Annotated in this window: 25 protein-coding genes; 14 read left to right on the forward strand and 11 right to left on the reverse strand. The window is 65.9% G+C overall.

Translation table 11 applies throughout. The features are described from left to right. Positions 1-7: 7 nt before the first annotated feature. The 8 genes from AB4Y79_RS10330 to AB4Y79_RS10365 form a co-directional block, all read right to left on the reverse strand. Positions 8-1,255, reverse strand: a complete 1,248-nt coding sequence (locus tag AB4Y79_RS10330) for an AGE family epimerase/isomerase (RefSeq protein ID WP_441861092.1) — start codon at positions 1,253-1,255, stop codon at positions 8-10. A 42-nt stretch (positions 1,256-1,297) separates the two neighbouring features. Next, complete coding sequence (locus tag AB4Y79_RS10335; RefSeq protein ID WP_441861094.1) at positions 1,298-2,041, reverse strand: sulfite exporter TauE/SafE family protein; 744 nt, start codon at positions 2,039-2,041, stop codon at positions 1,298-1,300. Beyond that, a complete protein-coding gene (locus tag AB4Y79_RS10340; RefSeq protein WP_441861097.1) occupies positions 2,042-3,481 on the reverse strand; it encodes an NAD-dependent succinate-semialdehyde dehydrogenase in 1,440 nt (479 codons plus the stop codon). A 59-nt stretch (positions 3,482-3,540) separates the two neighbouring features. Further along, positions 3,541-4,356 carry a carbohydrate ABC transporter permease gene (locus AB4Y79_RS10345; RefSeq protein WP_441861100.1) on the reverse strand — a complete coding sequence of 272 codons (816 nt, stop codon included), beginning with the start codon at positions 4,354-4,356 and terminating at the stop codon, positions 3,541-3,543. Positions 4,357-4,360: 4 nt separating this feature from the next. Continuing rightward, entirely contained in the window at positions 4,361-5,317 is a 957-nt protein-coding gene (locus AB4Y79_RS10350; RefSeq protein ID WP_441861103.1) for a carbohydrate ABC transporter permease, read from the reverse strand. Continuing rightward, positions 5,314-6,603, reverse strand: a complete 1,290-nt coding sequence (locus AB4Y79_RS10355; protein ID WP_441861106.1) for an ABC transporter substrate-binding protein — start codon at positions 6,601-6,603, stop codon at positions 5,314-5,316. The genes AB4Y79_RS10350 and AB4Y79_RS10355 overlap by 4 nt, the downstream gene beginning before the upstream one ends. A 95-nt stretch (positions 6,604-6,698) precedes the next feature. Next, entirely contained in the window at positions 6,699-7,583 is an 885-nt protein-coding gene (locus tag AB4Y79_RS10360; RefSeq protein ID WP_441861108.1) for an aldolase, read from the reverse strand. 12 nt (positions 7,584-7,595) lie between these two features. Next, a complete protein-coding gene (locus tag AB4Y79_RS10365; RefSeq protein WP_441861111.1) occupies positions 7,596-8,516 on the reverse strand; it encodes a PfkB family carbohydrate kinase in 921 nt (306 codons plus the stop codon). Positions 8,517-8,654: 138 nt separating this feature from the next. Here AB4Y79_RS10365 and AB4Y79_RS10370 point away from each other — a divergent pair, with 138 nt between their 5' ends. The 8 genes from AB4Y79_RS10370 (at position 8,655) to AB4Y79_RS10405 (ending at position 13,921) form a co-directional block, all read left to right on the forward strand. Further along, positions 8,655-9,797 (forward strand): Gfo/Idh/MocA family protein, encoded by a 1,143-nt coding sequence (locus tag AB4Y79_RS10370; protein WP_441861114.1) that lies wholly within the window; start codon positions 8,655-8,657, stop codon positions 9,795-9,797. Positions 9,798-9,867: 70 nt separating this feature from the next. Beyond that, positions 9,868-10,650 (forward strand): DeoR/GlpR family DNA-binding transcription regulator, encoded by a 783-nt coding sequence (locus AB4Y79_RS10375; protein ID WP_441861116.1) that lies wholly within the window; start codon positions 9,868-9,870, stop codon positions 10,648-10,650. Beyond that, on the forward strand, positions 10,647-11,564 hold the full coding sequence (locus AB4Y79_RS10380) for a 2-hydroxyacid dehydrogenase (RefSeq protein ID WP_441861119.1): 918 nt from the start codon (positions 10,647-10,649) through the stop codon (positions 11,562-11,564). Before AB4Y79_RS10375 ends, AB4Y79_RS10380 begins: the two co-directional genes overlap by 4 nt. Before the next feature lie 31 nt (positions 11,565-11,595). Beyond that, positions 11,596-12,063, forward strand: coding sequence for an SRPBCC family protein (locus AB4Y79_RS10385; RefSeq protein ID WP_441861121.1), 468 nt, complete (start codon positions 11,596-11,598; stop codon positions 12,061-12,063). Positions 12,064-12,069: 6 nt separating this feature from the next. Further along, positions 12,070-12,414 carry an iron chaperone gene (locus AB4Y79_RS10390; RefSeq protein ID WP_441861124.1) on the forward strand — a complete coding sequence of 115 codons (345 nt, stop codon included), beginning with the start codon at positions 12,070-12,072 and terminating at the stop codon, positions 12,412-12,414. 62 nt (positions 12,415-12,476) lie between these two features. Then, positions 12,477-12,800, forward strand: coding sequence for a hypothetical protein (locus AB4Y79_RS10395; protein ID WP_441861126.1), 324 nt, complete (start codon positions 12,477-12,479; stop codon positions 12,798-12,800). A 246-nt stretch (positions 12,801-13,046) separates the two neighbouring features. After that, positions 13,047-13,433 carry a VOC family protein gene (locus tag AB4Y79_RS10400; RefSeq protein WP_441861129.1) on the forward strand — a complete coding sequence of 129 codons (387 nt, stop codon included), beginning with the start codon at positions 13,047-13,049 and terminating at the stop codon, positions 13,431-13,433. 137 nt (positions 13,434-13,570) lie between these two features. Then, complete coding sequence (locus AB4Y79_RS10405; RefSeq protein ID WP_441861131.1) at positions 13,571-13,921, forward strand: cupin domain-containing protein; 351 nt, start codon at positions 13,571-13,573, stop codon at positions 13,919-13,921. 59 nt (positions 13,922-13,980) lie between these two features. On the opposite strand, the gene AB4Y79_RS10410 is transcribed toward AB4Y79_RS10405, so the two are convergent. Both AB4Y79_RS10410 and AB4Y79_RS10415 read right to left on the reverse strand, forming a co-directional pair. Beyond that, positions 13,981-15,237: an MFS transporter gene (locus AB4Y79_RS10410; protein ID WP_441861133.1), complete on the reverse strand. Its 1,257-nt coding sequence runs from the start codon at positions 15,235-15,237 to the stop codon at positions 13,981-13,983. Next, complete coding sequence (locus AB4Y79_RS10415; protein WP_441861136.1) at positions 15,234-15,695, reverse strand: MarR family winged helix-turn-helix transcriptional regulator; 462 nt, start codon at positions 15,693-15,695, stop codon at positions 15,234-15,236. Before AB4Y79_RS10415 ends, AB4Y79_RS10410 begins: the two co-directional genes overlap by 4 nt. 186 nt (positions 15,696-15,881) lie before the next feature. On the opposite strand from AB4Y79_RS10415, the gene AB4Y79_RS10420 reads away from it, so the two are divergent. The 6 genes from AB4Y79_RS10420 to AB4Y79_RS10445 all read left to right on the forward strand — a co-directional run bounded on the left by AB4Y79_RS10420 (position 15,882) and on the right by AB4Y79_RS10445 (position 23,166). Beyond that, a complete protein-coding gene (locus AB4Y79_RS10420) occupies positions 15,882-16,460 on the forward strand; it encodes an SOUL family heme-binding protein (protein ID WP_441861139.1) in 579 nt (192 codons plus the stop codon). A 308-nt stretch (positions 16,461-16,768) separates the two neighbouring features. Next, positions 16,769-18,847 (forward strand): beta-galactosidase, encoded by a 2,079-nt coding sequence (locus tag AB4Y79_RS10425; RefSeq protein WP_441861141.1) that lies wholly within the window; start codon positions 16,769-16,771, stop codon positions 18,845-18,847. A gap of 9 nt (positions 18,848-18,856) precedes the next feature. Next, positions 18,857-19,837, forward strand: coding sequence for an ABC transporter permease (locus tag AB4Y79_RS10430; RefSeq protein ID WP_441861143.1), 981 nt, complete (start codon positions 18,857-18,859; stop codon positions 19,835-19,837). 92 nt (positions 19,838-19,929) lie between these two features. Continuing rightward, entirely contained in the window at positions 19,930-20,799 is an 870-nt protein-coding gene (locus AB4Y79_RS10435; protein ID WP_441861187.1) for a carbohydrate ABC transporter permease, read from the forward strand. A gap of 5 nt (positions 20,800-20,804) precedes the next feature. Then, the gene (locus AB4Y79_RS10440) at positions 20,805-22,439 is read left to right on the forward strand and encodes an ABC transporter substrate-binding protein (protein WP_441861145.1); all 1,635 of its coding nucleotides are present in this window, start codon (positions 20,805-20,807) and stop codon (positions 22,437-22,439) included. 49 nt (positions 22,440-22,488) lie between these two features. Further along, positions 22,489-23,166, forward strand: a complete 678-nt coding sequence (locus AB4Y79_RS10445; RefSeq protein WP_441861147.1) for a DUF624 domain-containing protein — start codon at positions 22,489-22,491, stop codon at positions 23,164-23,166. 64 nt (positions 23,167-23,230) lie between these two features. Here AB4Y79_RS10445 and AB4Y79_RS10450 read toward each other — a convergent pair whose 3' ends face one another. Then, positions 23,231-25,609 (reverse strand): glycoside hydrolase family 3 N-terminal domain-containing protein, encoded by a 2,379-nt coding sequence (locus AB4Y79_RS10450; protein ID WP_441861150.1) that lies wholly within the window; start codon positions 25,607-25,609, stop codon positions 23,231-23,233. Positions 25,610-25,799 lie beyond the last annotated feature (190 nt).

Consider the following 25,799-nt stretch of genomic DNA (forward strand, 5'->3'; position numbering starts at 1 on the left):
GTGCCGGTTACGGCGTGTTCAGGCGCGCGTCCAGCAAGCCGGCAGCGACCGCGGGAGCCAGTCCGGGCGCCAGCGGGAGGCGCGGGACCACCAGGCAGTGCCAGAGGTGGTAGATGTCCGCCTTTCCGGACCACACGGTGGAGCTGACGTTGCCGTTCTCGTCGAGTTCCTGCTTCCACGACCCGTGCTCGTAGTCGATGAACCAGTCACGGGCGTGGTCCCAGATTCGCTCGTACCAGTCCGCATACTGCTGGTCCCCGGTGGCGATGTAGAGAGCGGCCGCGCCGCCGATTGCCTCTGCGGGGACCCAGCGGATGCGCGTGGTGACCACGGGCTTGCCTTCCCAATCCACCGTGTACACGAATCCCGGATGGCCGTCCGGTTCCCAGGCGTCGCGAAGCGCGGCGTCGAAGAGTCCACGTGCGTCTTCGAGCAGCCAGTCCGGTACGTCCAGGTTCCCGGCCTCAAGCCCGGCCCGGAGGTGGAGGAGCAGGCGGGCCCACTCCACCCAGTGGCCGGGAGTCCCGCCATATGCCCGGAACTGGCTGGCCCGGTCGTCCGTGTTGTACTCCGGCATCGGGTTCCACTCGGGATCGAAGTGCTCGAACACCCGGTAGTTGTTGTTACGCGCAAACTGATGGATGAGCACCTCGGCGATATGAAGGGCCCGTTCCAGCCAGCGGTTTTCCCCGGTCACGTCAGCGACGATGAGGTATGCCTCCACCGAGTGCATGCTGGCGTTGCCGCCGCGGTATGCCTCGGTTTCCGTGAAGTCGCGGTTCCACGAGTCGAAGCACATGTTGGCCTCGTGGTCCCAGAATTTCGTGTCGGCTATACGCAGCGCCTCATCCAGCAGTTCCCGTGCTCCCGGGCGCCCTGCGGCAACTGCGCTCGCGGCAGCCAGGAGCACGAAGGAGTGCTGGTAGCCGGACTTGGTGTCGTTCACGGGCCCGTTCCCGTCCACCTCGGCGTACCAGCCGCCGAACTTATCATCGTGGAGGGGGCCGTTAAGCGCCGCGATGCCGTGGTCCACCAACGTCCCGGCACCCGGCCGTCCCATCAGCGCTGCGACGGCGAAACTGTGGGTCATCCGTGCGGTGATCCAGAGGTGGGTCGGCTTGTCGGCGAACACCTTGCCGTAGTTGTCGAGCCAGCCGAATCCGGTGGCGACCTTGGACGCCTCGGCGAACTGGATCAGCCGGTCCGTCTCCGCCTCAAGCCATCGCGCGTGGGCGGCACTGTTCAGCCACGTCATGTTAGTTCCTCTCTCAATTGCAGATTTAAACAAAGAATTGGGTCAACCGACGGCATCGGACACGCCGCGGATGATGGTGGCGGCCGCCCCCAGGTAGGCCAGGACGATCAGGAGAATCTGCGCGGCCCGGGCGGGGACGTGCTTTGAGGCGAGGTCGCCGAGCACCAGGCCGGCCAGGCAGGCGACGGCGACGGCAACCCACATGCCTGCGGGCAGTACGGGGAAGGTCGCCGGAGCCGTGATGGCCTTCGAGACCAGCGAGAACGTGCCGATGGTGAAGAAGTAGGGCTGCATGGTGGCCGCGAAGGACTTGTGCTGCCACCGTGTGGCGATGGAGTACATGCTGACTGCCGGTCCGCCCACGCCGGCCGCCGTGTTCATGAACCCGCTGAGGCTGCCGGCGGTCAACAGGTAACGGCGGCGCTGCGGCAGGGTGGCGGACTTCAAGACCAGGAGGACGGTCAGCCCGATGGCCAGGATCACCCCGATAGAGATCTCCAGGACAGGTGCCGGAATGAGCCGGATCAGGAGAGCTGCCGGAATGATGCCCAGCAGCGCCGAGGCGGCCAGGGCTGCGTAGCGCTTCCAGTCGATGTCCTTCACCACGCGGAAGATGATGGCCCCCGCAGTCACGGCCCCGCACACGTTCACCAGCACCACGCCTTCCACCGGGCCCAGGAGCAGGACCAGGAAAGGCGCGGCGACAAGCGCGAACCCCATGCCGGTGACGCGCTGCATGCCGGCGCCCATGACGACGGCTCCGAGTACCAGCCCGGTGGTCAGCATTTACGGCCTCCAGGCCACGTACTGGACCTCCTCGAACTCTTCGAGGCCCAGGCTTGATCCTTCCCGGCCCAGGCCCGATTGCTTCGCGCCGCCCATAGGGGCGAAGGCAACCGAAGGAAGGGGGTCGTTCACGCCGACGATGCCGGCCTCGAGCTGCTCCGGGATCTCCCAGCCGCGCTTCGGGCTGCCGCTCCACACGTAGGCGGCCAGTCCCATCTCCGTGGCGTTTGCCTTACGGATGGCGTCGTCCTCCGAGGAGAAAGTGACGACGCCGGCCGCCGGGCCGAACACTTCCTCGGTCACCAGGGGTGCGTCGTCGGGGACGTCCGCGAGGAGCGTGGGTGCCATGAAGGCACCATGGTCCGGTACGGATGTCCGTTGGGTGACGCGGCGGGCGCCGCGCTCCAGGGCGTCGTCCACCAGTGCCTGCACCGCGGACACCCTGTCAGCGTCGATGACCGGGCCCAAGTCCGGGACCTGCGCGCCGCCGTCGGGAACGCCGTGGCCGATGCTCATGGCATCAAAACGGGCGCCCAGCTTCTGTGCGAACTCGTCAGCGACGCTGTCCTGGACCAGGAACCGGTTGGCTGCCACGCAGGACTGGCCGGTATTGCGAAGCCGGCCCAGGACGGCGCCTTCGACGGCGGCATCCAGGTCCGCGTCCTCGAAGACGATGAAAGGTGCGTTGCCGCCCAGTTCCAGCAGGGGCCGGACCACTCGCTCGGAGGCTGACGCCATGATCTGCCGGCCCACGCCGGTGGAACCGGTGAAACTGACGGCCCGGACCGCCGGGTGGGACATCAACGCCGCGGTGATTTCACGGGAAGGGCCGTGGACCAGGTTCACCACACCGGCGGGAAAACCCGCGTCATGCAGGACCTCGAACAGTCCGGTGGCGGCCAGCGGGGCCTTCTCCGACACCCTACCCACCACGGTGCAGCCGGCAGCAAGCATCGCCGCGAGCTTCCTGGCCTGGATGGACACGGGGAAGTTCCAGGGGGTGAGACTGAGGGCCACGCCGATGGGCTTGCGGCTGCTCAAGTGGCGGCGGCCCTGCAGTTCAGGCGGGCTGACGGTGCCGGTGGCGCGGCGCGCTTCCTCGGCAAACCAGCGGAAGTACTCCACCGAGAAGTCCACCTCGCCCTGCGCCTCGGGGAGCCGCTTGCCCGCTTCGAGCGCCAGGGTGTGGGCGAGTTCATCGCGGCGTTCGGCCAGGAGGCCGGCGGCGTTGCGGAGCAGGTCGGCCCGGTGGCGGGCGGTGGTGCGGGACCAGGTGCCGAACGCTTCGGCGGCGGCGTCGGCGGCCCTGGTGGCATCCGCGGCGGAGCCCCAGGCGACCTCGCCCACGGTGCTGCCGTTGCCCGGATCAGTCACGTCCTTGGCGGATCCGGCGGTATGCCAGGAGCCGTTAACAAGGTGCCGGGCTGATGTGAGGTTCATGGATATTGCCTTTCGTTGGACCGGGAGGGCACCGCCGGTGCCGCCCGTCGTCGTCGTACTCATCCTTTGCTTGCGCCCGCCGTAATGCCGGCAACGAAGTAGCGCTGCAGGAAGACGTATGCCACCACGACGGGAAGGGAGGCCAGGATCACGCCGGCGAACAGCAGCGGGTAGTTGGTCTGGAACTCGCCCTGGAAGCTGAGCAGTGCCAGGGGCAGGGTCCGGTTTCCGGGGGTCTGAATGAACAGCAGCGGGTACAGCAGTTCGTTCCAGTGGATGACGAACAGGAAGATGGCGGCGGCGGCGATCGAGGGCGCGGAGAGCGGCAGGGCGATGGAGGAGTAGGTTTTCCACGGCCCGCTGCCGTCGATGGAGGAGGCTTCATAGAGTTCCTTGGGCAGGGTGCGCATGAACCCGCCCAGGATGAAAACGGCGATGGGAAGCGTGGACACCACGTTGGCCAGGATCAGGCCGGCCAGGTTGTCCAGCAGGCCCAGCCTGCCGAAGAGGACGTAGAGCGGCACCATGTTGGCTTGTGCCGGGATAGCCATGCCCAGGACCAGGAATCCGAAGATGGCCCAGGACATGAACCCCTTCAACCGGGACACGGCGTAGCCGGCCAGGCTGGCCACGAACAGGGTCAGCGGCACCGAAATGCCGGTAACGATCACGCTGTTCATGAAGGACGAACCCAGGTTCTGGCCGCCCACCACCTCGACGAAATTATCCGGTGCGAGGGAATGCGGAAGGCTGAACGGGCCGGCGAACAGTTCCTGGGTGGACTTGAAACTGCCGAATGCCACCACGGTCAGCGGAACGATGATGATGACCGCGTAAATGGCCAGGATGGCGCGGCGGCTTAGTGTTGCGAGCATGCTGCTAGTCCCCCTTCGGGGTCAGCCGGAGCAACCGGCGCTGGAGCCACGTGACCAGGGCGATCATCGCCATGAAGATGATCGACTGGGCGGCGGCGTAGCCGAACTCCGAGTTGGCAAAGGTGCTGTAAATGCGGGTGGAGAGGATGTCCAAGGCGGCCTTGGGCGGGTTGCCCGCGATGCCGAGGATCAGGTCGAAGGCCTTGAATGACTGCACGGTGGTGTAGGCCACCACAATGGAGGTGGCCGGTGCCACGAACGGCCAGGTAATGGACTTGAACTGCTGCCATCTGTTGGCCCCGTCCATTTCAGCCGCTTCGTAGAGTTCCCTGGGGATGGCCTGCAGCCCGGCAATGTAGACCACCATCATCTGGCCCGAATGGAACCAGACCTGGGTGACGGCTACCCAGTACAAAGCCTGGGCATCGTTGCCGAGGTAGGCTCCGCCATCCACCCCCACGGTTCGGAGGACCGTGTTGGCCAGGCCGAAGTTGGGGTCGTAGATGAACTTCCAGATGAAGGCCACCGACACGGAGGACAGGATGGTGGGGAAGAAGAACAGGGCGCGGAGCAGGATGCTGCCCCGCGAGTTCTTGGTGAGGAGCAGCGCCAGGACCAGCGAGAACGCTGTCTGGGCGATCACCACCAACAGCACGAACTTCAGGTTGTTCGTCAGCGCGTTCGTGAACAGCGAGTCCTTGGTGAACGCCCGGACGAAGTTGTCCACACCCACGTAATTGAACGCCGCGGAGAAACCGTTCCAGTCCGTAATGGCGTACTGGAACGCCTGCAGCGTGGGCATCACCAGGAAGAAGGCCACGACGGCGACGGCGGGCAGCGGGAAGAGGTACAGGGCCGGATTCACCCGCGTGGGAGAGCGGCGGCGCACCTTGGCAGGGTTTGCGGGGGTATGGCTGTCCGGCGCTTTGCGCTTGGCAGCCGTTCCGGGATGGATGCTCATAGCCGTTCGTCAACAATCTTCTGGGCGGCAGCGGCTGCCTGCTCCGGGCTGGTGCCGGAGATGACGGCCGTGGCGCTGGCCTCCACCGCGTTGCGGACATCGAGGTTATTGAACTGGAAACGGGCGGCCAGCGCCGTCTTCTTTTGCAGCCAGGGGCTCAGCCGCTTCAGGTCGGGGTTGGTGTACTCCACCTTGTCCACGGACACATGCTGGGCGGTCTGGTTGGCGTAGTACCCGGCGTTCTCGGGCTCGGAGAGGAAATCGATCCATGCCGCAGCGGCCGCCTGGTTCTTGCTGGCCGAGTTGACGCCCAGGATGAAGGTGGCGTTGTAGGCGCCCTCCCATTTTCCGTTGCCGTCGGAGCTGGTGTTGGGGAACACCAGGTCGATCGGGAACTTGGCACCCAGGCCGCGGACGGCTGCGAGGTGGTACGAGCCGGTGGCAAGCATGGCGGCCTTGCCCTGGGAGAACAGGTTCTGGGCCGGTTCGACGGCGGTCCCGGTGGCGTTGGGCTGCACGAAGGGCTTCAGGTCCTTGTACTGGTTGAGCATCTTGATGAACCAGTCGTCGGTGCACTTGAGCTTGCCCTGTTCGATCTGGGCGCACATGTCGTCCACGGGGGCGTTGTTGGCAATCATGCAGTTGAACAGCTGGCCGCCGTTTCCAACATCGCCGCCCGGCCAGGAGATGGGGATGACGCCGGCAGCGGCGAGTTTTTCGCACATGCCCAGGAAGGCGTCCCAGTTCTTCGGGGCGGTCTCGGCGCCGGCCTTGTCGAAGAGGTCCAGGTTGGCCATGGGCATGGGGAACACCACCTGGTAGGGCAGGCCCAGCTGGTTGTCGCCACTCTGCCCGGCGGACAGGAGCCCCTTCTGGTAGTTGCCTGCGGCTTTGCTGCCCTTGAGGTCGGTGTAGATCCCGGCCTCGGTAAAGTTCTTGAACTGCGCGCCGCGGAAGGTGGCGAACGCGTCGCCGATGGAACCGCCGCGCAGCTTCTGCAGGGCCTGGGCGTTGTAGTCGTTGGAGGTGGAGATATCCTGGGCCACCTCGACGCCGTCGTGCTTTGCAGCGAAGCGCTTGATGAGTTCGTCGAACACGGCCTTGTCCTCGCCGCGCCAGTGGGCGAAGGACACCTTGCCGGTGACGGCTCCGGTGGCGGGTGCCGCCGGTCCGGTGGCCCCTCCCGGCTTGGTGGAACCGCCGGGCCCGGCGCAGGCTGCCGCGGCGGCGCCGAAGCCCATGGCCCCGAGAAGGGCGACTGCCTGCCTGCGTGAAATCTGACTCACAATAATCTCCTCGTTGAGTGTTTGCTGTGCCTTGTTTGCTTGCTGCTGAAAAAGGGGCCAGGCCCCGTGACGGTGCTGTGGTGTGGCAGGTGTGCCTAGGCGTTGGTCCTTTGGGCGGACACGACGTCGTCCACCACGGCGCAGAGACGCTGCAGCCGGCGGACGGCGTCGGTGGAGAGGGATGCGACGACGTCGGGGGCGCCGATGCAGGAGGCCCAGACGGCGCGTCCGGAGAGGAAGCCGCTGGCACCTTCGAGGCAGGCCCACCGGACGGCGTCGGGGAACACGTCCTCGGGAACGCCGGAGGACAGGACCACCCAGGGGCCGTCGATGGCCTTGGTCAGCTCGGCGCACGCGGCGCGGACTTCTTCCTCGGACGCCTGGCCCTTGAAGGGGACTTCGGCTTTGTACAGGTCCGCGCCCAGGCTGCCCAGTTCCTTGGCAGCGGCCAGGATGCCGGCGTTCCAGTCAAAGTCCCCGCCTGCCAGGGGCTTGCGGGAGACGGGTTCGATGATGCTGATCAGCCCTGCGGACCTGCAGCTCTCCACAAACTCCCGGACCATGGCCACGCGGCCCTCTGCGGGCTCGTCCGGGCGGTAGAGCACCAGCAGCTTGAGGGCCTTGACGCCCAGGGCTTTGTACTTGTGCGGGTCCACGAGGCGGTCGATGGTCACCTCGCCTACCAGCTCGCCGTGGGCGGACTCGAAGTGGTCTGCGGAGGCAATCAGCCCGCAGTCCGGGTCAACCACCCCCGTCTCGATGGCCTGGTCCAGGGCGAACTGGCGGTCGATGAGGACGCCGGATGCATGGGGGGTGAGGATCCTGGCGGCCTCGAGCTTGAAATCCCGGAGTTCCTGGTCCGTGACGGGCTGGTCGGTGTGCTCGGCGAACATGTTGCGCATGGCTTCACGCTGGTCAACGGCAAGCATGGCGAACGCGCCCGACGGGCGTTGGAGCGGGGAAAGGTCTGTGTGGCTCATGGGCTGCTTCTTTCAGGCGGTAAGGGACTGGGCAGGTTGGTTGGTTGCAGGTTCGGACCTGATGGACTGGTGCGGGATGGCAGAGCGGCCGTCCAGCCCGGCGCAGGACGCGGTGGCGGTGCGGCCGGCGAATGCGGCGGCTTCCACCAGCGGCAGCCCGCCGGCGACGGCGGCGAGGAGCGCTCCGTGGTAAACGTCGCCGGCGCCGAGGGTGGAGACGATGTCCGCCGGCGTGGCCGGCACGTGGACGGGGTCCCCGCCGCGTTCCAGGACCCAGGCGCCGTCTGAGCCGGCGGTGGCGACGACGGCGGAGGCGCCGTCGTCGAGCGCTTTGCCCAGGAGGGCCTCGGGGGAGTGGCCGGCGCCGTACTCTGCCTGGAGCCTTTCTATGGTGGGCACGTAGAGTGCGACGGCGCCCGGGCTGAAGGACGGGATGGGATTGCCGGCGTCCACGCTGATGTTCAGCGGTGCGGGGCGGGCACCTGAGACTGCATTCCACCCTAGGTGGTCGGCATGGACCCAGGCGGCGGATGCCAGCAGGTCAAAGAAACGGCTGCCCGCGGGGAAGCTGACCGGCGGCACGGGCCGGGTGACGATAGCCCGGCTCTCCGTGGCCTTGCTGACGATGATCACGCTGGCACCGGTCTTTACGCCGGGATCGCGGATCACGGCGGAGGTGTCTACGCCTTCGGCTTCAAGCCCGGCAATGATGCGGTCGCCTTCTTCATCGGTGCCGAGGACTCCGGCGAAGGCGGTGTCCGCACCGGCCCGTGCTGCTGCGACGGCTGCTGTGGCCGCCGGGCCGCCGCCCGCCGTCGCGAAATCCGTGGCGACGGTCCGGCTGTCCGCGGCGGGGTAGTCCTGCACCAGGGCAATGGAGTCAAGAGTGGCACAGCCTACGAAGAGCAGGGTTCCAGTTGACGGTTGGGGCACGTTCCACCTCGTTGTAGTTCCGGCTGGTATTGAAGAAATATACACACGCTATGTTGGAAAAACAACACTTTCTGTATAGTTGTGTTTGGGATGCAACGCCGCGGTCCCCCCACTCAACGTAGAGAAACGGAGCAGCTCATGTCATTGCCTACTGCGGAATCGGTCCGGACCATCCGGTACGGACTCATCGGTGCAGGCCACATGGCCCGCGAACATGTCAGGAACCTTGCACTGATCCCGGGGAGCCGGATCACCGCAGTGTCCGATCCCACGCCGTCATCCCTCGAGGAGACTGCCAGTGAGATCGGCTATGACGTACAGCTCTTTGCGTCCCACCAGGAACTGCTGGTCTCGGGGCTGGTGGACGCGCTGGTGATCGCCAGCCCCAACGACACCCACCTGGGCATCCTGAAGGACATCTTCGCCAGCGGCACCAACCTCCCCGTCCTGGTGGAAAAGCCGGTGTGCACCAGCGCTGAGCAGGCGGACGAACTCGAAGTGCTCGCCGCGGGCTACCCGGCACCGGTGTGGGTTGCCATGGAGTACCGGTACATGCCGCCGGTCCAGGAGGTCATCCAGGCGGCGCACAACGGAAAGCTCGGCAGCATCTACATGCTTTCCATCGTGGAACACCGCTTCCCGTTCCTGCACAAGGTGGATGCCTGGAACCGCTTCGCCGAGCGGACCGGCGGCACCCTGGTGGAGAAGTGCTGCCACTTCTTCGACCTGATGCGCCTGATCCTGCAGGATGAGCCCGTCCGGGTCTACGCCAGCGGCGGCCACGACGTAAACCACATGGACGAGGTATACGACGGCCGGGTTTCGGACATGGTGGACAACGCCTACGTGATTGTCGACTTCAAGGGCGGCCGCCGGGCCATGCTGGAGCTGTCCATGTTCGCGGAAGGGTCCAAGTTCCAGGAACGGATCTCCATTGTGGGCGACGCCGCCAAGATCGAAACCCTGATCCCGGTGGCTGCCAACCACTGGATCCCCGGCGACGAGGCCGAAGCGACGGTGGAATTCAGTCCGCGGTCCCCGCTCGGCCCGGAAAAGCATGAAGTGCCCGTGGATGAGGCCGTCCTCGCGGCCGGGGCCCATCACGGTTCCACCTACTACGAGCACCTTGGATACCGGAAGGCCATCCTGGGCGAAGGCCCTGTGGAGGTCACTGTTGCTGACGGCCTGCAGTCCGTGCGGATGGGCCTGGCGGCGGAACGTTCTATTACGGAAGGACGCCCCGTGGAGCTTGCGAATACTGTTTCCGGGGTACGTTCGTAAGAAGATTTGTGTTGGAAGTCCAACACGCCGCCAGGCTCTGCCCGGCGCATTGGGGAGGGAAGAGCAGCTTATGAGCACCGCACATGAAGAGGCGCCGCTGACGCCCCGACAGCTCACCATCCTTGATGAGCTGGGCCGGAAGGGCTTCATTTCCACCAACGATCTCGCGGGGACGTTTGCGGTCTCCGACATGACCGTGCGGCGGGACACCCGAGTGCTGGCCAAGCGCGGCCTGGTCCGGGTGGTCCATGGCGGGGTCAGTGCCGTGGAAGGGCACGGCCAGAACGCGAACTTCGCCGCCCGGGTCCGGGAGGACGCCGACGCCAAGCTGCGGGTGGCGCGTGCCTGCGTAGCAATGATCGGCGAGCGGGATGCCATCATCCTGGATGCCGGCACCACCACCTACCAGATCGCCCAGGAACTGCCGACGTCCTTCACGGGCACCATCATCACGCACTCCGCACCCGCCATCCAGCGCTGCCTGCAGCTCACGGCGGCGCGCACCATCTGCCTTGGCGGGGAGCTGTTGCTGGACAGCCAGGCGTTCAACGGTCCCATGACGGTCAGTGCGGCGGCCGGCCTGCGTGCCAAGACGGCGTTCATCGGGGTGAGCGGTATCCACGACGAGGCCTTCTACATCGAGCGGGACGTGGAGCGCGCCACTAAGATCGCCCTTATGAATTCAGCGGAACAGGTGGTGGTGGTGGCAACCCACCAGAAGATGCTCAGGTACGCGCTGGCGCGTCTGGCAGCCTTTGACGCAGTGGACATCCTGGTGACGGATGCCCCGCCGCCGCAGGAAATCGAGGATGCCTTGGGCGCCGCCAACGTCAAGCTGATGGTCGCCGCATGAGCGCCCGCCTGCGCGTATGCCTGGCCGCCCAAAACCTGCTGGACGCACTGGCGCCCCTTGACGGCGTCGACTTTGTGCTCTGGGACCTGGCCGGCCCTGCCCCGGAAGGCCGGCTGGACCTGCTGGTGCCGCCCTACATGGGCAAACCGTCCGCGCTCGCCGCGCTGGAGGGCGTAGACGTTGGCCTGGTGCAGAGCCAGTCCATCGGGTACGACGGCGTCGCCGCGGTTTTGCCTGACGGTGTCACCTTCGCCAACGCGGCCGGAGTCCATGAGACGTCGACGGCGGAGCTTGCCGTGGGCATGATGGTCGCCGCCCAGCGCGGCATCCCGGATTTCGTCCGGAACCAGGACAACGGCACGTGGGACAACAGCCAGCGCCCCAGCCTGGCGGACAGGCGCGTCCTGCTGGTGGGCTATGGGGGAGTAGGCAAGGCCATCGAGGCCCGGCTCCTCCCGTTCGAAACTGAGGTCACCCGCATGGCCAGCCGCGCGCGGGAGGACGATCGTGGAACCATCCACGGGATCGACTCGCTCTACGAACAGCTGCCGCTGCACGAGATCGTGGTGGTCAGTGTTCCCCTCAGCGGACAGACCGAGCAACTGGTGGACGCCAAGTTCCTGGCCGCCATGCCGGACGGCGCCCTGCTGGTGAACGTGGCCCGTGGTCCGGTAGCCGATACGGACGCCTTGCTCGCGGAGACGTCAATCGGCCGCCTCCGCGCTGCCCTGGACGTGACGGACCCTGAACCGTTGCCCGCCGGCCATCCGCTGTGGACCACCCGGGGCGTTCTCATCACCCCGCACGTCGGCGGTGCCAGCTCGGCCATGTTCCCCCGCATGGTGCGCCTGGTCAGGAAGCAGATCGGGCTGCTGCTTGAGGGCCGCGAACCGGTGAACGTGGTCCTCCCTTAACGCGGGCGGCCTGCGGCCCTATGCTTGGCCCATGTCTACTTTCGAGGTCCGCCGCAGCGCCGTCATCCCTGCCGCCGCCGAAGAAATTTTTCCGCTGGTGAACAACTTCCACGAATGGACCGCGTGGTCACCCTGGGAGGCGGTCGACCCGGGAATGAGCCGCCGCTACTTCGGCAGCGAATCAGGTACCGGTGCGGGCTACGAGTGGAACGGCAACCGGAAGGCCGGCAGCGGAACCATGGAGATCGTGGAGTCCGTTCCTTCGAGCCGCATCGGGATCCGGTTGCAGTTCACCAAGCCTTTCAAGGCACTGAACCCCACTACGTTCACGTTCAGCCCGGCGCCGGGCGGCACCGAGGTGACGTGGCTGATGACCGGGGAGAACAAGGGCATCGGCAAGGTGTTCGCCCTGTTCATGAACATGGACAAGCTGGTGGGCGGCGACTTCGAGCGTGGCCTGGCGGCACTGGCAACCACGGTTGCAGCCCGGAAGGGCTGACGCTCCTTGGGCGCCGTTGACGAAGCCCTGGCCGCGGCCGGCGAACCGGACCGCGGGTGCCTCCAGCATGTGGTGGAGATTGCCCGGTCCGTGGCCCCGGACGCCACGGAGGGGATGAGCTACGGGATGCCCGCCCTCAAAGTCGACGGAAAGCCGCTGCTTGCTGCCGTGGCCGCGGCCAGGCACCTTTCGATCTTTCCGTTCTCCTCCGCCGTCGTGGAGGCAGTGGCCGGCCGGCTGGAGGGCTATTCGCTGTCCAAAGGAACCATCCGCTTCAGCGCGGCCCGGCCGGTACCGGATGACGTCATAGCGGACATTGTCCGGCTGCGGCTGGCGGAAATCCGGCGGTAACAGCATGTTCGGCAGGACCTATGGACCTGCCTGTCAGCCGCCGTGGCGCCTATCCTGAACCCATGGCTGACACCTTCGCGTCCCTCGTTGACACCTTCAAGAACATGGGCGTGGCCCGCGCCTACGGCCCTCCGGTAAACCTGGGCGGGGAGGAGATCGTGCCCGTGGCGCTGGTGTCATTCGGCTTCGGCGGCGGCACGGAATCGGAGGAAGGGGCTTCGGGTGGAGGCGGCGGCGGGTTCGTCTTGCCCCTGGGGGTGTACCGGACGGTCAATGGCAGCCCGGCGTTCCGTCCCAACACCATCGCCGTCCTGGCATGCCTGGTTCCGTTGGTCGCGGTGGCAGGCAGGGCCACCCGCCGGGCCATCTCCGCTGCCCGGAAATAGCCGCGCAGCCACTGCCCCTGCCGGCTTTAAATACCCCTATTCCATGCGGGAACGAACAGTTCCATAATGGCCTCGTAGACTTCGGGAACCCCGTGCCGATGGTTTCTGCCATCGCGGATCAGGGAGCTCCAGGTGGCCGCCCCGGCATTCGGCGGGAAGGACGGCCACGAGGCCCGGCGGGGGACGTCCGGACCGATTCGGGGGAGAGCATCGCCATCGGGAAATGTGTCAAGGAGAGTTGTTGTCATGCTCAAGGATCTGGAAGTCATGGCTGTTTTGCCGGCGAAGGACGTTGACCGGGCGCGGGAGTTCTATCGGGACAAGCTGGGGCTGGAGCCCGAGCGGACCATGGCGGACGGCGGGCTTGTCTACCGGTGCGGGAAGGGTACGGCGTTCCTGATTTACCAAACGGACAATGCCGGTTCAGCCAAGAACACGCAGATTGGGTGGGGAACCGATGATGTGCGGCGTGACGTGGAAGAGCTCCGCGGCCGCGGCGTTGTTTTTGAAGAATACGACATGCCGGGCCTGAAGACCGAGAACGGCATCGCATCGATGGAAGGCATGGGCGAGGCAGCCTGGTTCCTGGACAGTGAGGGCAACATCCTGAACATTTCCTCGCTTCCACGTTGACCGCCGCGGCCTGCGGTAGCAGGCTGGGCACCACAAGAACGACGTCGGCACCTGCCGCCCGCAGCACCCGCACCCGGGTGCCCGGCAGCGGCAGGGGCCGGCACCGCCGTCGCGCCAGGCTGATGGAAGGGGACGCAATGAGCGGCGAGGAGGTGGCGCCGGACACCACCGGCGTTTCGGTGGAGTTGCTGGCAACGGTTGACCTTGCCGGCGAGATCGACGGGATGGAAGGGCGCCAGTTGCGGATGCGGATGGTGACCATCGCGCCCGGGGGCGTCTTTGGCCCCCTGCACGACCATGCCGGGCGGCCCGGCACCGTCTACATCCTGCAGGGGACCATCACTGACCACCGGGACGGCGTGGCCACGGAGTACGGGCCGGGAGTGGGCTGGCCGGAGGACCGGAACACAACGCACTGGCTGGAGAACCGGGGAGCGGTGCCGGCGGTCGAAATCTCGGTCGATATTGTCGCCACGCCCACGCCGTAAGGCTCCATCTCCCGCTCTGCTTCAGGTGCCGCCGTCGGCCGCTCCTGCCCAACGATTACTCAGACAGCAGGCTCCCGCCGGCCCAGCGCCATCCGGAGCGCGCCGCGGAAGGTGATCCGGTTCCGCCTGCTCACTGCCACCACGGCCGCAATACCGGCCAGGAGCACCACGATGCCGCCGGACGCCACGGACCAGCGGGCGCCGAACTGGCTGCCGATCCAGCCCACCAGCGGCGACCCCAGCGCGGTCCCGCCTTGCAGCACGGCCAGGTACAGCGCCAGGACACGGCCGCGGAACGGAGCCTCCACGGAGAGCTGGATGCTGGTGTTGCAGCTGTTCAGGAACGTGATGGAGGCCAGGCCCACCGGAATCAGGATGGCGGCGTAGGTCCAAAACGACGGAGCCAGGCTGCCCAGGATCGTAAAGAATCCCAAACCCAACGCCCCGCCCAGCAGGAAGCGCAGCCGCGGGCCGGACCGGCGCGCCGCCAGGAGGGCACCGGCCAGGGTACCCACTGCCATGATCGAGCCGAGGAGCCCGAATTCGCTGGGTCCCATGCTGAACTCGGTGGTGGCCATCAGCGAGTTGATGACCGGGAAGTTCATTCCGAACGCGCCCAGGATGCCCACCAGGACCATGATCAACATGAGGTCCGGCCGGCGGCGCACATACCGTATGCCCTCCACCACCTGGTGTTTGTTCCGCGTGCCTGTCACCGCCGGAGCGGCCTGGGTGGTGCGGATCCGGAAGAGGGAGACCAGCACCGCGGCAAAGCTGGCGGCGTTGAGCAGGAACACCGGCCCGGTACCCACCCAGGCGATGAGGACGCCGGCGATTGCGGGGCCGGTGAGCCGGGCGGTATTGAAGGATGCCGAGTTCAGGGCCACGGCGTTGGAGATGTTGTCTTGGCCAACCAGTTCGGACACGAAGGCCTGGCGGGCGGGGGCATCCACGGCGCTGGCAACACCCAGGCAGAACGCTGCCACGTAGGCGTGCCACAACTGTGCGGTGCCGGTGACCACGAGCATGCCGATCGCCAGGCCGGTGAAGCCCATGGCCAATTGCGTCCACATCAGGATGATGCGTTTGCGGTAGCGGTCCGCCAGCACTCCGCCGTAGGGGCCGAACAGCAGCATGGGCAGGAACTGCAGGCCGGTGGTGAGGCCTACGGCGGCACCGGAGTGGTCGGTCAGGACGGTCAGGACCAGCCAGTCCTGCGCCACCCGCTGCATCCAGGTGCCGATGTTGGACACGATCGCGCCACCGGCCCAGATGCGGTAGTTGGGGTTTTCGAGGGCTCGGAACATTGCGCTCATTTGCCGCTCATTTCCTGCATGATGCGGGCCGCGCGGCTGAGCGTGAGCCGGTCGTCCTCGCTGAGCCCGGCCACGCGCCGGGCCAGCCAGGCGGTCCGCTGCCGGCGTGCCTCTTCCAGGACCGTCCTGCCTGCTGCGGTGATGTCCACGCGGACCTGGCGGCCGTCGTCGGGATTGGCGGACCTTGTGACGAAGCCTTGGTCGGCGAGGGCGTTGACGATCCTGGTCATGGAAGGGGCCTGGACGTGTTCGCTCTCCGCCAGTGCGCGCAGCGTGCTGGGACCGCTGCCGTTGAGCAAGGCGAGGACGGTGTACTGGCCGGGGGTGATGATGTCGCCGGTCGCCTCGACGCGGAGCCGGCGCGAAGTGCGCATCACGGCGGTGCGGAGATCGATGGCGAGGGTGTCGGGAGCGGCGGGGTCTGCGGTTGCCTGGGGCTGGGTATGGGCGGGTGACATATAGGCGGGTGCGCCTCCTGCTGGCATTATTTAGCACTGCTAATTAGTTCTGCTAACTATTATGACCCGTCATGGTTGCCCCTGGCAACGGTCAGGTGTGTGGTTTTGCTGACAGGAGTGAGTCCGGGCTCCTGGAGACCGCGGGCTTGGCCGCCTTGGAGCCGCGAGCGTAGGCTCGGAGGCATCATGACTGAACAGCAGCCTTTTGAGGTGGTTCGCAGGTACCCGCACTTCGAGCTGCGCCGTTATCCCGACTATGTGGTGGCCGAGGTCAGGGTGACAGCGGACTTTGACCGCGCCGGAAATGCAGCGTTCCGTTACCTGTTCAATTACATCAGCGGCAACAACTCCGCCCGCCGCAAGCTGGCCATGACTGCTCCGGTCATCCAGGAACCGGCGTCCCAAAAGCTGGCGATGACGGCGCCCGTGCTGCAAAGCGGACCGCTGCCCGGTTCGGGCGGCCCTGGCGAATTCGTGGTGGCATTCGTGTTGCCGGCTGGGCTGGCCGTTGATGCGGCGCCTGTTCCCACCGACCCCAGGGTCACGGTGCGTGGAGTTCTCGGGTCCCTTGCGGCCGTCCAAGGCTTCTCAGGCAGCGGCTCCGCATCCTCCTTCGAGCGGCACACCAAGGGGCTGCAGGCGGCACTTACGCTGGCGGGCCTGGTGGCGGTTGGCCCTCCCAGGTTCGCCCGGTTCGACCCGCCCTTCAAGCCCTGGTTCCTGCGACGCAATGAAGTGCAGCAGGACATTAAGGAGCCAGGGTAGCGAGCGGCCCGGGGATGTGATCCTCACGAGCGCCAGTACGGTGGCCCGGCCCGGCGCTTGTTTCCGATAGTTTCTTTCCCGCCTGGAGAATCCTGAACCCAGCGCTCACCCCGATTAGCGGACTTTGCTGGCCGGGCCTGGGCGTACTGCCTTGTTAGCGTTCCCATCCGCAGCCCTGCGCCGAAGAGAAGCGCACTCCTACTTTTGCGCACTTGTTGTTATTGCTGAAACTTTACGATAGTTTCTCTTTGTGATGCAGGTCGCAATGGTGGGGAGCCCGCGGCCAACATGCCAACCAAAGGACAATGATGACCAGCGAGCAACACACCCATACTCCCGAACACCGGCTTAAGCGCCTGCATGAGCGGCTCGGCGGTATCGCGTACGGCGGGGATTACAATCCGGAACAGTGGCCGCGCGAGGTGTGGGACGAGGATGTCCGCCTCATGAAGGAAGCCGGGGTCAACCTGGTCACCCTGGCCGTCTTCTCCTGGAGCCGGCTCGAAACGGCAGACGGCGTCTACGACTTCGGCTGGCTGGACGAAATCATGGACCTGCTGCACGCGAACGGCATCGGCGTGGACCTGGCCACCCCGGATGCAGTCCCGCCCGCCTGGCTGGTTGCCCGGCACCCGGACATCCTTCCGGTCCTGGCGGACGGCAGCACCTTCGGCTTCGGCTCCCGCCAGCACTTCGACGTCTCCCACCCCGCCTACCGTGCAAAGTCCCTGGCGATGGCGGAAAAGATGGGGGAGCGGTACGCCGCCCATCCCGCCCTCTGCATGTGGCACGTCAACAACGAGTACGGCCCCGTCTCCTACGGCCCGCACGCGGACCGCGCCTTCCGGGAATGGCTCCAGGCCAAGTACGGCAGCCTGGAGGAACTGAACCGGGCCTGGAGCACCGACGTGTGGGGCCAGGTCTACTCCGACTGGGCCCAGGTCAACGCACCTGCCCAGCCCCGCCCCTGGTCCAACCCGTCCCGCCGCTTGGATTACCACCGGTTCACCTCGGCCAGCATGCTGGCGCACTACAAGGCCGAGCGGGACATCCTGCGCCGGCACACGCCGGACCTGCCCGTCGTCACCAACTTCATGCGCTTCTACAAGAACAACGATTATTGGGCCTGGGCCGCCGAGGAAGACGCCGCCGCGCTGGACATCTACCCTGACCCGCGCGAAGCCGACGCCCATGTTGCCGCCGCACTGAATTTCGACCTGATGCGCTCACTGCGGAAAGGCCAGCCGTGGCTGGTGATGGAACAAGCCACCGCTGCCGTCAACCAATGGTCAGTCAACGTCTCCAAGCTCCCCGGCAAGATGCGCCTGGGCTCCTACCAGGCGATCGCCCAGGGAGCCGATTCCATCCTCTTCTTCCAGTGGCGCCAGGCCAAGGGCGGCACTGAACGCTTCCATTCAGGCATGGTTAACCACGCCGGGCCGGACACCCGGGTGTTCCGCGAGGTCTGCGAGCTGGGCCGGGAACTGAAGAACCTGGCAGGCATCACCGGCACCCGCTCCACCGCCAAAGTGGCTCTTGTCTTCGACTGGGACTGCTGGTGGGCCCTGGAACTGGGCAACTCGCCCCGTTCGGACCTGAACTACGCGCAGGAAGTCCTCCGCCTGTACCGGCCCTTCTTCGACGCCAACATCACGGTGGACTTCGTGGACACCACCAGCGACCTCAGCCAATACAGCCTGGTGGTCCTTCCCGCCACCTACCTGCTCACCGACGACGCCGCCCGGCGCCTCGAGGACTACGTCTCCGGCGGCGGCCGCCTGGTGGCAAGCTACCTTTCCGGCATCGTGGACCAGGACAACACCATCCGGCTGGGCGGCTACCCGGGCGCCCTCCGCACCGTCCTGGGCGCGTGGAGCGAGGAGCTGCACCCGCTCGCCGGGGAGGGTGAGACCGTAAAGCTTTCAACGGCCGACGGCGGCACGGCCTCAGCGGATTATTGGACCGAGCACCTGCACACCACCTCCGCGGACGTGCTGGCCAGCTACGCCTCGGGCCGGCTGGCCGGCTCGCCGGCCGTCACCCGCAACAGCTTCGGCCGCGGCACCGCCGTCTACCTCTCGGCCAGGGTGGACGACACCTTCCTGGAGGAACTGCTCGACGCCGAACGGACCGCTGCGGGGATCCGCCCGGAACTGGAGGCGCCGCTGGGAGTGCAAGCCCGGCGTCGTACCGGCAACGGACGCAGCTACCTGCTGGTCCTCAACCACAATGACGCACCCGCCCGGGTGGACGTCGGGGCAGGCGGTACGGACGTGCTCACCGGCACCCACATCGCCGGGGCGGTGGAACTTGCCGCCAACGGGGTCCTGGTCCTGGAAGAGGCAGCTGAAGAACACGCCCGCACACACACAGAAACCGGCCGGTAGGAGGCAAACATGGCCATGCGATTGGAAGTACCTCCCGAGGCGGTCACCACAAACCCGCCCGGCAGCAAGGACAAACCCAGGAACAAGCCCGGCGGCTGGAAGCTGGCCATCAAGCGCGACTGGCGGCTCTACACGCTGGTGCTGCTGCCGTTGGCCTATTTCGCCATCTTCCGGTACCTGCCCATGGTTGGCAACGTCATAGCGTTCCGGCAGTTCCAGCCGGGCGGCAACATCTTCGGTGAGAAGTGGGTGGGGCTCAAGTACGTCACGCTGTTCATCAACGATCCCAGCTTCTGGCAGGCGTTCCAGAACACCGTCATCCTGGGCGTGCTCACGCTGTTGTTCTGCTTTCCCATGCCCATCATTTTTGCCTTGCTGCTGAACGAGCTGCGCTCGCAGAAGTTCAAGAAGCTCATCCGGACCGTGACGTACCTGCCGCACTTCATGTCAGTGGTGATCATCGCCGGCATGATCCTGCAGAACTTTTCCATGACCGGCACGGTGAACCAGATCGGCCATACCCTGTTCGGCACCACGGTGAACTTCACCCAGGAGGCCGCCTGGTTCCGGCCCATGTACATCAGCTCCGAGGTGTGGCAGACCATGGGCTGGGGTGCCATTCTCTACCTCGCCGCGCTGACCAGGGTGGACGAGTCGCTGTATGAGGCGGCCCGGATCGACGGGGCCAACCGCTGGCAGCAGACCTGGCACGTGACGCTGCCGGCCATCCGGCCCACCATCATCACGCTGCTGATCCTGAATATCGGCACGTTCATGGCCGTGGGCTTCGAGAAGATCCTCCTGATCTACAACCCGCTCAACTACCAGACCTCCGACGTCATTTCCACCTACCTGTACCGGGTGGGCCTGGAATCCTCCAACTTCAGCTACGCGGCCGCGATCGGGATGTTCGAATCCGTCATCGGCCTCACGCTGATCCTCTCCGCGAACGCCATATCCAAGCGCCTTGCCGGAACGAGCCTGTGGTGAAAGGGGCAACCGTGAAAGGGGCAACCGTGAAGGAAACCGCAGTGAAAGAGGCCAAGGCTTCGGCCGTGGCCAGTGGCGTCCTGGTCAAGGACATGAAGGTCTCGCGCGGCATGCGGGTTTTCCGGGCAGCCAACCTGGTGTTCCTGCTGGTTGTGGTGTTCCTTACTCTGTACCCGTTCCTGAACATTCTGGCCCAGAGCTTTTCCAGCGAAGGCTTCATCAATGCCGGGCAAGTCAACCTGTTCCCGATGGGCTTCAATATCGAGACCTACAAGTTGATCCTCGCTGATTCGACGTTCTGGCGTAACTACGGCAACACAGTCCTGTATACCGTGGTGGCCACGGCCATCTCCATGGTGCTCACCACGTCCTTCGCCTACGCCATCGCGAAGAAGGACCTGAAGGGCCGCAGCGTCTTCATCGGTCTCGCCGTGTTCACCATGTTCTTCAACGGCGGCCTGATCCCCAACTACGTGCTCATCAGCTCGCTGGGCCTGCGGGACACGCTGTGGGCCGTGGTGCTGCCGAACGCCATCAGCGTCTTCAACCTGCTCATCATGAAGTCGTTTTTCGAGAACATGCCGCGGGAGCTGGAGGAAGCCGCCGCCATCGACGGCCTCACCCAGTACGGGGTGCTGTTCAAGGTGGTCCTGCCGTTGAGCAAGGCCATCGTGGCCACCATGGTGCTCTTCTACGCCGTCGCCAACTGGAACTCCTGGTTCCAGGCGTTCCTCTACCTGGACAAGCCGGAAATGTTCCCGGTGACCATTTACCTGCGCAACATGATCGCCGGGGTCACCACGGCGGGCTCCGCCGGCGGCACCACGGAAAACATGGGCCAGATCGCCGCGAACATCCAGTCAGTGACCATAGTCCTCACCGTCATTCCCATCCTGTGCATCTATCCCTTTGTGCAGAAGTACTTTTTCTCGGGCGTCATGCTCGGTTCCGTCAAGGAATAACCCCTATGAAAGGAAAGCCCATGATCCGCAGACGAGACTTCCTCGGCCTCTCGGCACTCACGGCCTTCGGCCTGGTGCTGGCCGGCTGTGACTCGGAATCCAGCAGTAAAGCCGATACCTCGAAAGCCCGCAATGGTGCGATGGACAACTACAAGCTGGGGGACACGTTCAAGGCGACCGTCCCGCTCACTTACAGCTTCCTGTTCAGCGACCAGCCCACATACCCCTATAAGAAGGACTGGCTGCTGTTCACCAAGATGGCCAGCGACAACAACGTCACCCTGGACGCCACGGTGGTACCGTTCGCCGACTACACGCAGAAGCGCAGCCTGCTCATCAGCTCCGGAAAGGCCCCGGAGATCATCGCCAAGACATATCCCGGCGAGGAATCGGCCTTCGTGTCCTCCGGTGCGGTGCTGCCGGTCAGCGACTACGTGGACCTGATGCCCAACTTCCAGGACAAGGTGAAGAAGTGGAAACTGGAGCCGGAAATCGCCGGCCTCACGCAGCAGGACGGCAAGTACTATGTGCTGCCGGGCCTGCATGAGGAGCTGTGGCCGGATTACTCCTTGGCGTTCCGGAAGGACATCCTGCAGAAGGAAAACCTCGCCGAACCCAAGACCTGGGATGAGTTCCGGGACGTGCTGCGCTCCCTGAAGAAGGCTCACCCGGACGTGGTGCCCTTCTCGGATCGCTTCAACGGCAACAGCGTGCTCAACATCGCCGGCACTGCCTTCGGTACTCTCTCCGGCTGGGGCCTGGTGGACGGCCTGGCGTTCAACGATTCCAGGAAGCAGTTCGAGTTTGCCTCCAGCACCCCGGCCTTCAAGGACCTGCTTACCTACTTCAACTCGCTTGTCTCCGAGGGGCTGATGGATCCGGAAAGCTTCACCCAGACCGACGATTCCGCGATCCAGAAGTTCACCTCCGGCAAGTCGTTCGTGATCAGCGCCAACTCGCAGAACATCATCACGTACCGCACCTCCATGGAGCAGTCCCTGGGCAAGGGAAACTTTACCGTGGGCAAGATTACGGTTCCGGGCGGCCCCGCAGGCAACATTATTGGCGGCTCGCGGCTGGAGAACGGCATCATGCTGAACTCGTCCGTGAAGGACAAAGACAGCTTCGTAGCGCTGATGCAGTACATCGACTGGCTGTTCTACAGCGACGCGGGGCAGGAGTTTGCCAAGTGGGGCGTACAGGGCACCACCTACACCAAAGAGGGCGGCAAGCGGGTCTTGGCGAAGGACATCAACTTCCAGGGCTTGAACCCGGCCGGCACCAAGGACCTGAGGGTGGACTACGGCTTTTCCGGCGGTAATTTTGCGTACGGCGGCACCACGGACCTGTTGCAGTCCACCTTCGATGATGAGGAGCTGGCGTTCCAGAAGGCCATGAAGAGCAAGAGTCCCCGGCCCGTCTCGCCGCCCGTACCTTACAGCGACGCGGACCGTGAGCAGGCCACCCTGACGCTGACCCCGCTGAAGGACCACGTCAAGCAGAACACACTGAAGTTCATCACCGGGCAGCGCAGCCTCAGCGAGTTCGATGCCTACGTCAAGGAGCTGGACAGCAAGGGGATGGGCAAGTATGTAGATTTGGCCAACAAGGCGTATAAGGCCTACGCGGACAAGAAGTAGGGCGGACGACGGCGGCAGGGTGCCTGCCGCGGTGACCGAAAGGCAGTTGGTGGTTCAGAAGAAAGCGGAGTACGGTGCCGGCCCCCTGTTCAGGGCGGCCGGCACCGTGGCGGGCGTGTTGACGGGCTCGGCCCTGCTGGCGCTGGCTAACGTGCTGCTGTTGGGGGCGTTGGTGGCGGCCCCGTTCACAGGGGTTTGGCTGGTCCTGCCGGCGCTGGTTCCTGCCGGGCCGGCCCTGGTGGCGTGCATGTATGCGTTCAACCGGATGCTCGCCGGGAATGAGGGCCAGGTGTACCAGGACTTCATCCGCGGCTACCGGATGAATGTGGGCCAGGCCCTGCAGGTGTGGCTGCCGTACCTGCTGGTCCTGGCCGTCATCGCGGTCAACCTCGCGGGGCTGCCGTCGCTCGGGCCGGCCGCGCCGGCGCTCCGGCCGGCGTTGCTGGTCCTCGCGCTGCTCGTGGCCACGGCGGCCTTGAACGCGCTGCTGCTGCTGTCCCGGTTCTCGTTCCGGACCCGGGACCTTTACCGGCTCTCCCTGTACAGCTTCAGCGCCCGGAAGCGCGTCTCACTGGGCAACGCCGGCATCCTGTTCGTCACCGCCACGCTGCTGCTGATGACCACCACGTACCTGCTGCCGCTGCTCGCCGGCGCCGTGGTGTTCCTGGTGTGCCTGAATTCCCGCCCGCTGCTGGCGCACGTCGAGGAAAAATTCACCGCTGCTTAGCGGGCCAAGGAAAAAGCCCGAAGGCCACGCCGGAATTCCGGCGTGGACTTCGGGCTCCCGGTGCCTAGCGCAGCGCTACCGTCACCGGTGTCAGCATCTCCCGGTCAAAGCCCACCACGCGGCGCTCGCCGTGCAGGATCAGTTCGTGGGTGTGGGTGTCCTGGCTGCTGGAGGTCGACACGTGCAGCTTCACCAGGCCGGGGGTCACCACGCGCTTCAGGTCCACTCCAGTGAAGGACGTCCGGTCTGCGTGCACCGTGAACTCCACCCGGGCCGCGGCGCCGGCGGCAAGGTCCACCCGGGCGTAGCCAATCAGTTCGCGGACAGGCCGGACCACCTCGCCTACCGGGTCCTCGAGGTACAGCTGCACCACTTCCGCCCCGTCAACCGGGCCGGTATTGGCCACCGTGCATCCCACGGTGACGGCGCCCGACGTTGTCATGGTGGGTCCGCTGGCCGTGTGGTGCGAAAAGTCGAAGGTCGTGTAGGACAGGCCGTGCCCGAAACCGAACAGCGGCGACGGGTCCAGGGCGCTGACGCCGGACGGCCCGGCCAGGCGGCTGTGCAGGTAGGTGCCGGGTTGTCCGCCGGAGGTCCGCGGCACGGAAACCGGCAGCTTGCCGGAGGGGCTCACGGCTCCGGTCAGGACGTCCCACAGCGCCTCCGCGCCCTCCTCGCCCGGGAAGAACCCCTGGACAATCGCTCCGGCCCTGCCTGCGAAGTCGCCGAGGGCGTAAGGCCGGCCGCTGAGGACCACGACGACGGTGCGCGTTCCGGCAGCCTCGGCGGCGGTGAGGACCTGGTCCAGCATGCGGTGCTGGTCGCCGGGGAGCCGCAGGTCGGCAGCATCGTTGCCTTCGCCGGAGGTGCCGCGGCCAAAGAGGCCCGCATTGTCACCCACCACGATCACGCAGGTGTCCACGTCTGAGGCAATCCGGCAGGCTTCCAGGATCTGCCCGTCGCTGATGGCCTCGCACGTTCCCGTGGCTGCAGTCCGGATGTGGCCACAACGCTCGGCGGCTGCACCGGCCACGGTGGGAACCCGGATGCCCATGGGCACCTCGGGATGGGATGCGCCGACGTGGGCGTCAAAGGAATAGCAGCCCAACATGGCGAACGGGTCCTGCGCCAGCGGCCCCACCACACCCAGCGACGCCAAAGCCGCCGCGTGCAGAGGCAGGCTTGGCCCGTCGTCGTGCGTCCTGTTGGTCAGCAGCACCAGTGACTGTGCGGCGATCTCCCGGGCCAGCGCCCGGTGGGCCGCCGGGTCAAGGTCGATGCCACCGGCAGCCAGGGCCGGGGGAGCGGGGTCGAAGTCCGGCGAGAGCAGTCCGGCTTCCTGCTTCTGCCGGAGCACCCGCAGGAGCGCGGTGTCCACCAGGGATTCGGGGACCTCGCCGGAGCGCACGCGCTCAAGCAAGGGCGTGCCGTAGCAGTTGACGGTGGGCAGTTCCACATCCACGCCCGCTGCCAACGCCAGGGCTGCAGCCTCTCCGGAATCGGCCGCGATGCCGTGCGTGGCGTTGAGGAAGGCGATGCCGAAGTAGTCCGCCACTACGGTCCCGGTGAAGCCCCACTCGTCCCGGAGCAGGGAGGTCAGCAGTGCGCGGTTGGCCGCGGCAGGAACGCCGTCGGTGTCCGTGTAGGCGTGCATCACGGAGCGGGCGCCGCCCTCCTTGATGGCGAGCTCGAAAGGGGGCAGCATGACGTCCGCGAGCTCCCGGGGCCCCATGGAAACCGGCGCGTGGTTCCGTCCGGCGCGTGAGGCGGAGTAGCCCACGAAGTGCTTGAGGGTGGCCACGATTCCTGCCGCTTCCAGCCCCTGGACGTAGGAGCTTGCCACGGTGCCCACCAGGTAGGGGTCCTCGCCAATGGTTTCTTCCACCCGGCCCCAGCGGAGGTCGCGCACCACATCCAGTACCGGCGCCAGGCCCTGGTGGACGCCCAGTTCCCGCATCTGGCCGCCGATCAGGCCGGCCATCCGGCGCACCAGCGCCGGGTTGAAGGTGGCGCCCCATGCCAGCGGTACAGGGAAGGCTGTCGCTTTCCAGGCGGCCAGCCCTGCCAGGCATTCTTCGTGCACCTGCGCGGGGATCCGGAACCGTGAGGCGGCCATGATCTGCTCCTGCGCGGCGGCCAGCCGGCGCGCCCCCTCGAGCGGCTCCAGCGGAACCGTTCCGTACATCCGGGTGATCTGGCCGAGGCCCGCGGAGATCACGTCCTCCCAGGAGCGGGCGTCGCCTGCCATCTCGTTCTGCAACGGAGCCACGGAGTCGCCGTCAGTGGAAGCATTCACCCACACGCCCACCAGCTGGGCCAGTTTTTCCTCCAGGGTCATCTGCCGCACCAGCTCGTCGAGGGACAAGTGTCCGACGGCGGCTGGCGGCTCGAGGCCCGCCGCGGGTGAGGGGAGGGCTTGCTTTTCGGCGGCACCGCTGGTCACGGGCGTCTCCTAGGCTCGGAAGATGTTTCTAAGAAAGTATCAGAAACTTATGTTTAGTTTCTAGATGAAAAACCCTTGACTCCTGAATCCAAACCTTCCTACGGTTGAAGCCGGGCCTTACTTGTAGCTGTGGTGATCATCAGAAACTTCGGATTGAGTGCCGAAAGTTTCTTATGGAGGCCCGCAGCAG

The organism is Pseudarthrobacter sp. YAF2, assembly GCF_052113345.1.
Lineage (GTDB): Bacteria > Actinomycetota > Actinomycetes > Actinomycetales > Micrococcaceae > Arthrobacter.

Coding starts and splice junctions, on each gene's coding strand:
- AB4Y79_RS10425 (WP_441861141.1), top strand. CDS start 16,769: ATGACCAGCGAGCAACACACCCATACTCCCGAACACCGGCTTAAGCGC.
- AB4Y79_RS10420 (WP_441861139.1), top strand. CDS start 15,882: ATGACTGAACAGCAGCCTTTTGAGGTGGTTCGCAGGTACCCGCACTTC.
- AB4Y79_RS10415 (WP_441861136.1), bottom strand. CDS start 15,695: ATGTCACCCGCCCATACCCAGCCCCAGGCAACCGCAGACCCCGCCGCT.
- AB4Y79_RS10330 (WP_441861092.1), bottom strand. CDS start 1,255: ATGACGTGGCTGAACAGTGCCGCCCACGCGCGATGGCTTGAGGCGGAG.
- AB4Y79_RS10435 (WP_441861187.1), top strand. CDS start 19,930: ATGAAGGTCTCGCGCGGCATGCGGGTTTTCCGGGCAGCCAACCTGGTG.
- AB4Y79_RS10410 (WP_441861133.1), bottom strand. CDS start 15,237: ATGAGCGCAATGTTCCGAGCCCTCGAAAACCCCAACTACCGCATCTGG.
- AB4Y79_RS10380 (WP_441861119.1), top strand. CDS start 10,647: ATGAGCGCCCGCCTGCGCGTATGCCTGGCCGCCCAAAACCTGCTGGAC.
- AB4Y79_RS10375 (WP_441861116.1), top strand. CDS start 9,868: ATGAGCACCGCACATGAAGAGGCGCCGCTGACGCCCCGACAGCTCACC.
- AB4Y79_RS10370 (WP_441861114.1), top strand. CDS start 8,655: ATGTCATTGCCTACTGCGGAATCGGTCCGGACCATCCGGTACGGACTC.
- AB4Y79_RS10395 (WP_441861126.1), top strand. CDS start 12,477: ATGGCTGACACCTTCGCGTCCCTCGTTGACACCTTCAAGAACATGGGC.
- AB4Y79_RS10400 (WP_441861129.1), top strand. CDS start 13,047: ATGCTCAAGGATCTGGAAGTCATGGCTGTTTTGCCGGCGAAGGACGTT.
- AB4Y79_RS10335 (WP_441861094.1), bottom strand. CDS start 2,041: ATGCTGACCACCGGGCTGGTACTCGGAGCCGTCGTCATGGGCGCCGGC.
- AB4Y79_RS10340 (WP_441861097.1), bottom strand. CDS start 3,481: ATGAACCTCACATCAGCCCGGCACCTTGTTAACGGCTCCTGGCATACC.
- AB4Y79_RS10360 (WP_441861108.1), bottom strand. CDS start 7,583: ATGAGCCACACAGACCTTTCCCCGCTCCAACGCCCGTCGGGCGCGTTC.
- AB4Y79_RS10440 (WP_441861145.1), top strand. CDS start 20,805: ATGAAAGGAAAGCCCATGATCCGCAGACGAGACTTCCTCGGCCTCTCG.
- AB4Y79_RS10345 (WP_441861100.1), bottom strand. CDS start 4,356: ATGCTCGCAACACTAAGCCGCCGCGCCATCCTGGCCATTTACGCGGTC.
- AB4Y79_RS10385 (WP_441861121.1), top strand. CDS start 11,596: ATGTCTACTTTCGAGGTCCGCCGCAGCGCCGTCATCCCTGCCGCCGCC.
- AB4Y79_RS10430 (WP_441861143.1), top strand. CDS start 18,857: ATGGCCATGCGATTGGAAGTACCTCCCGAGGCGGTCACCACAAACCCG.
- AB4Y79_RS10405 (WP_441861131.1), top strand. CDS start 13,571: ATGAGCGGCGAGGAGGTGGCGCCGGACACCACCGGCGTTTCGGTGGAG.
- AB4Y79_RS10350 (WP_441861103.1), bottom strand. CDS start 5,317: ATGAGCATCCATCCCGGAACGGCTGCCAAGCGCAAAGCGCCGGACAGC.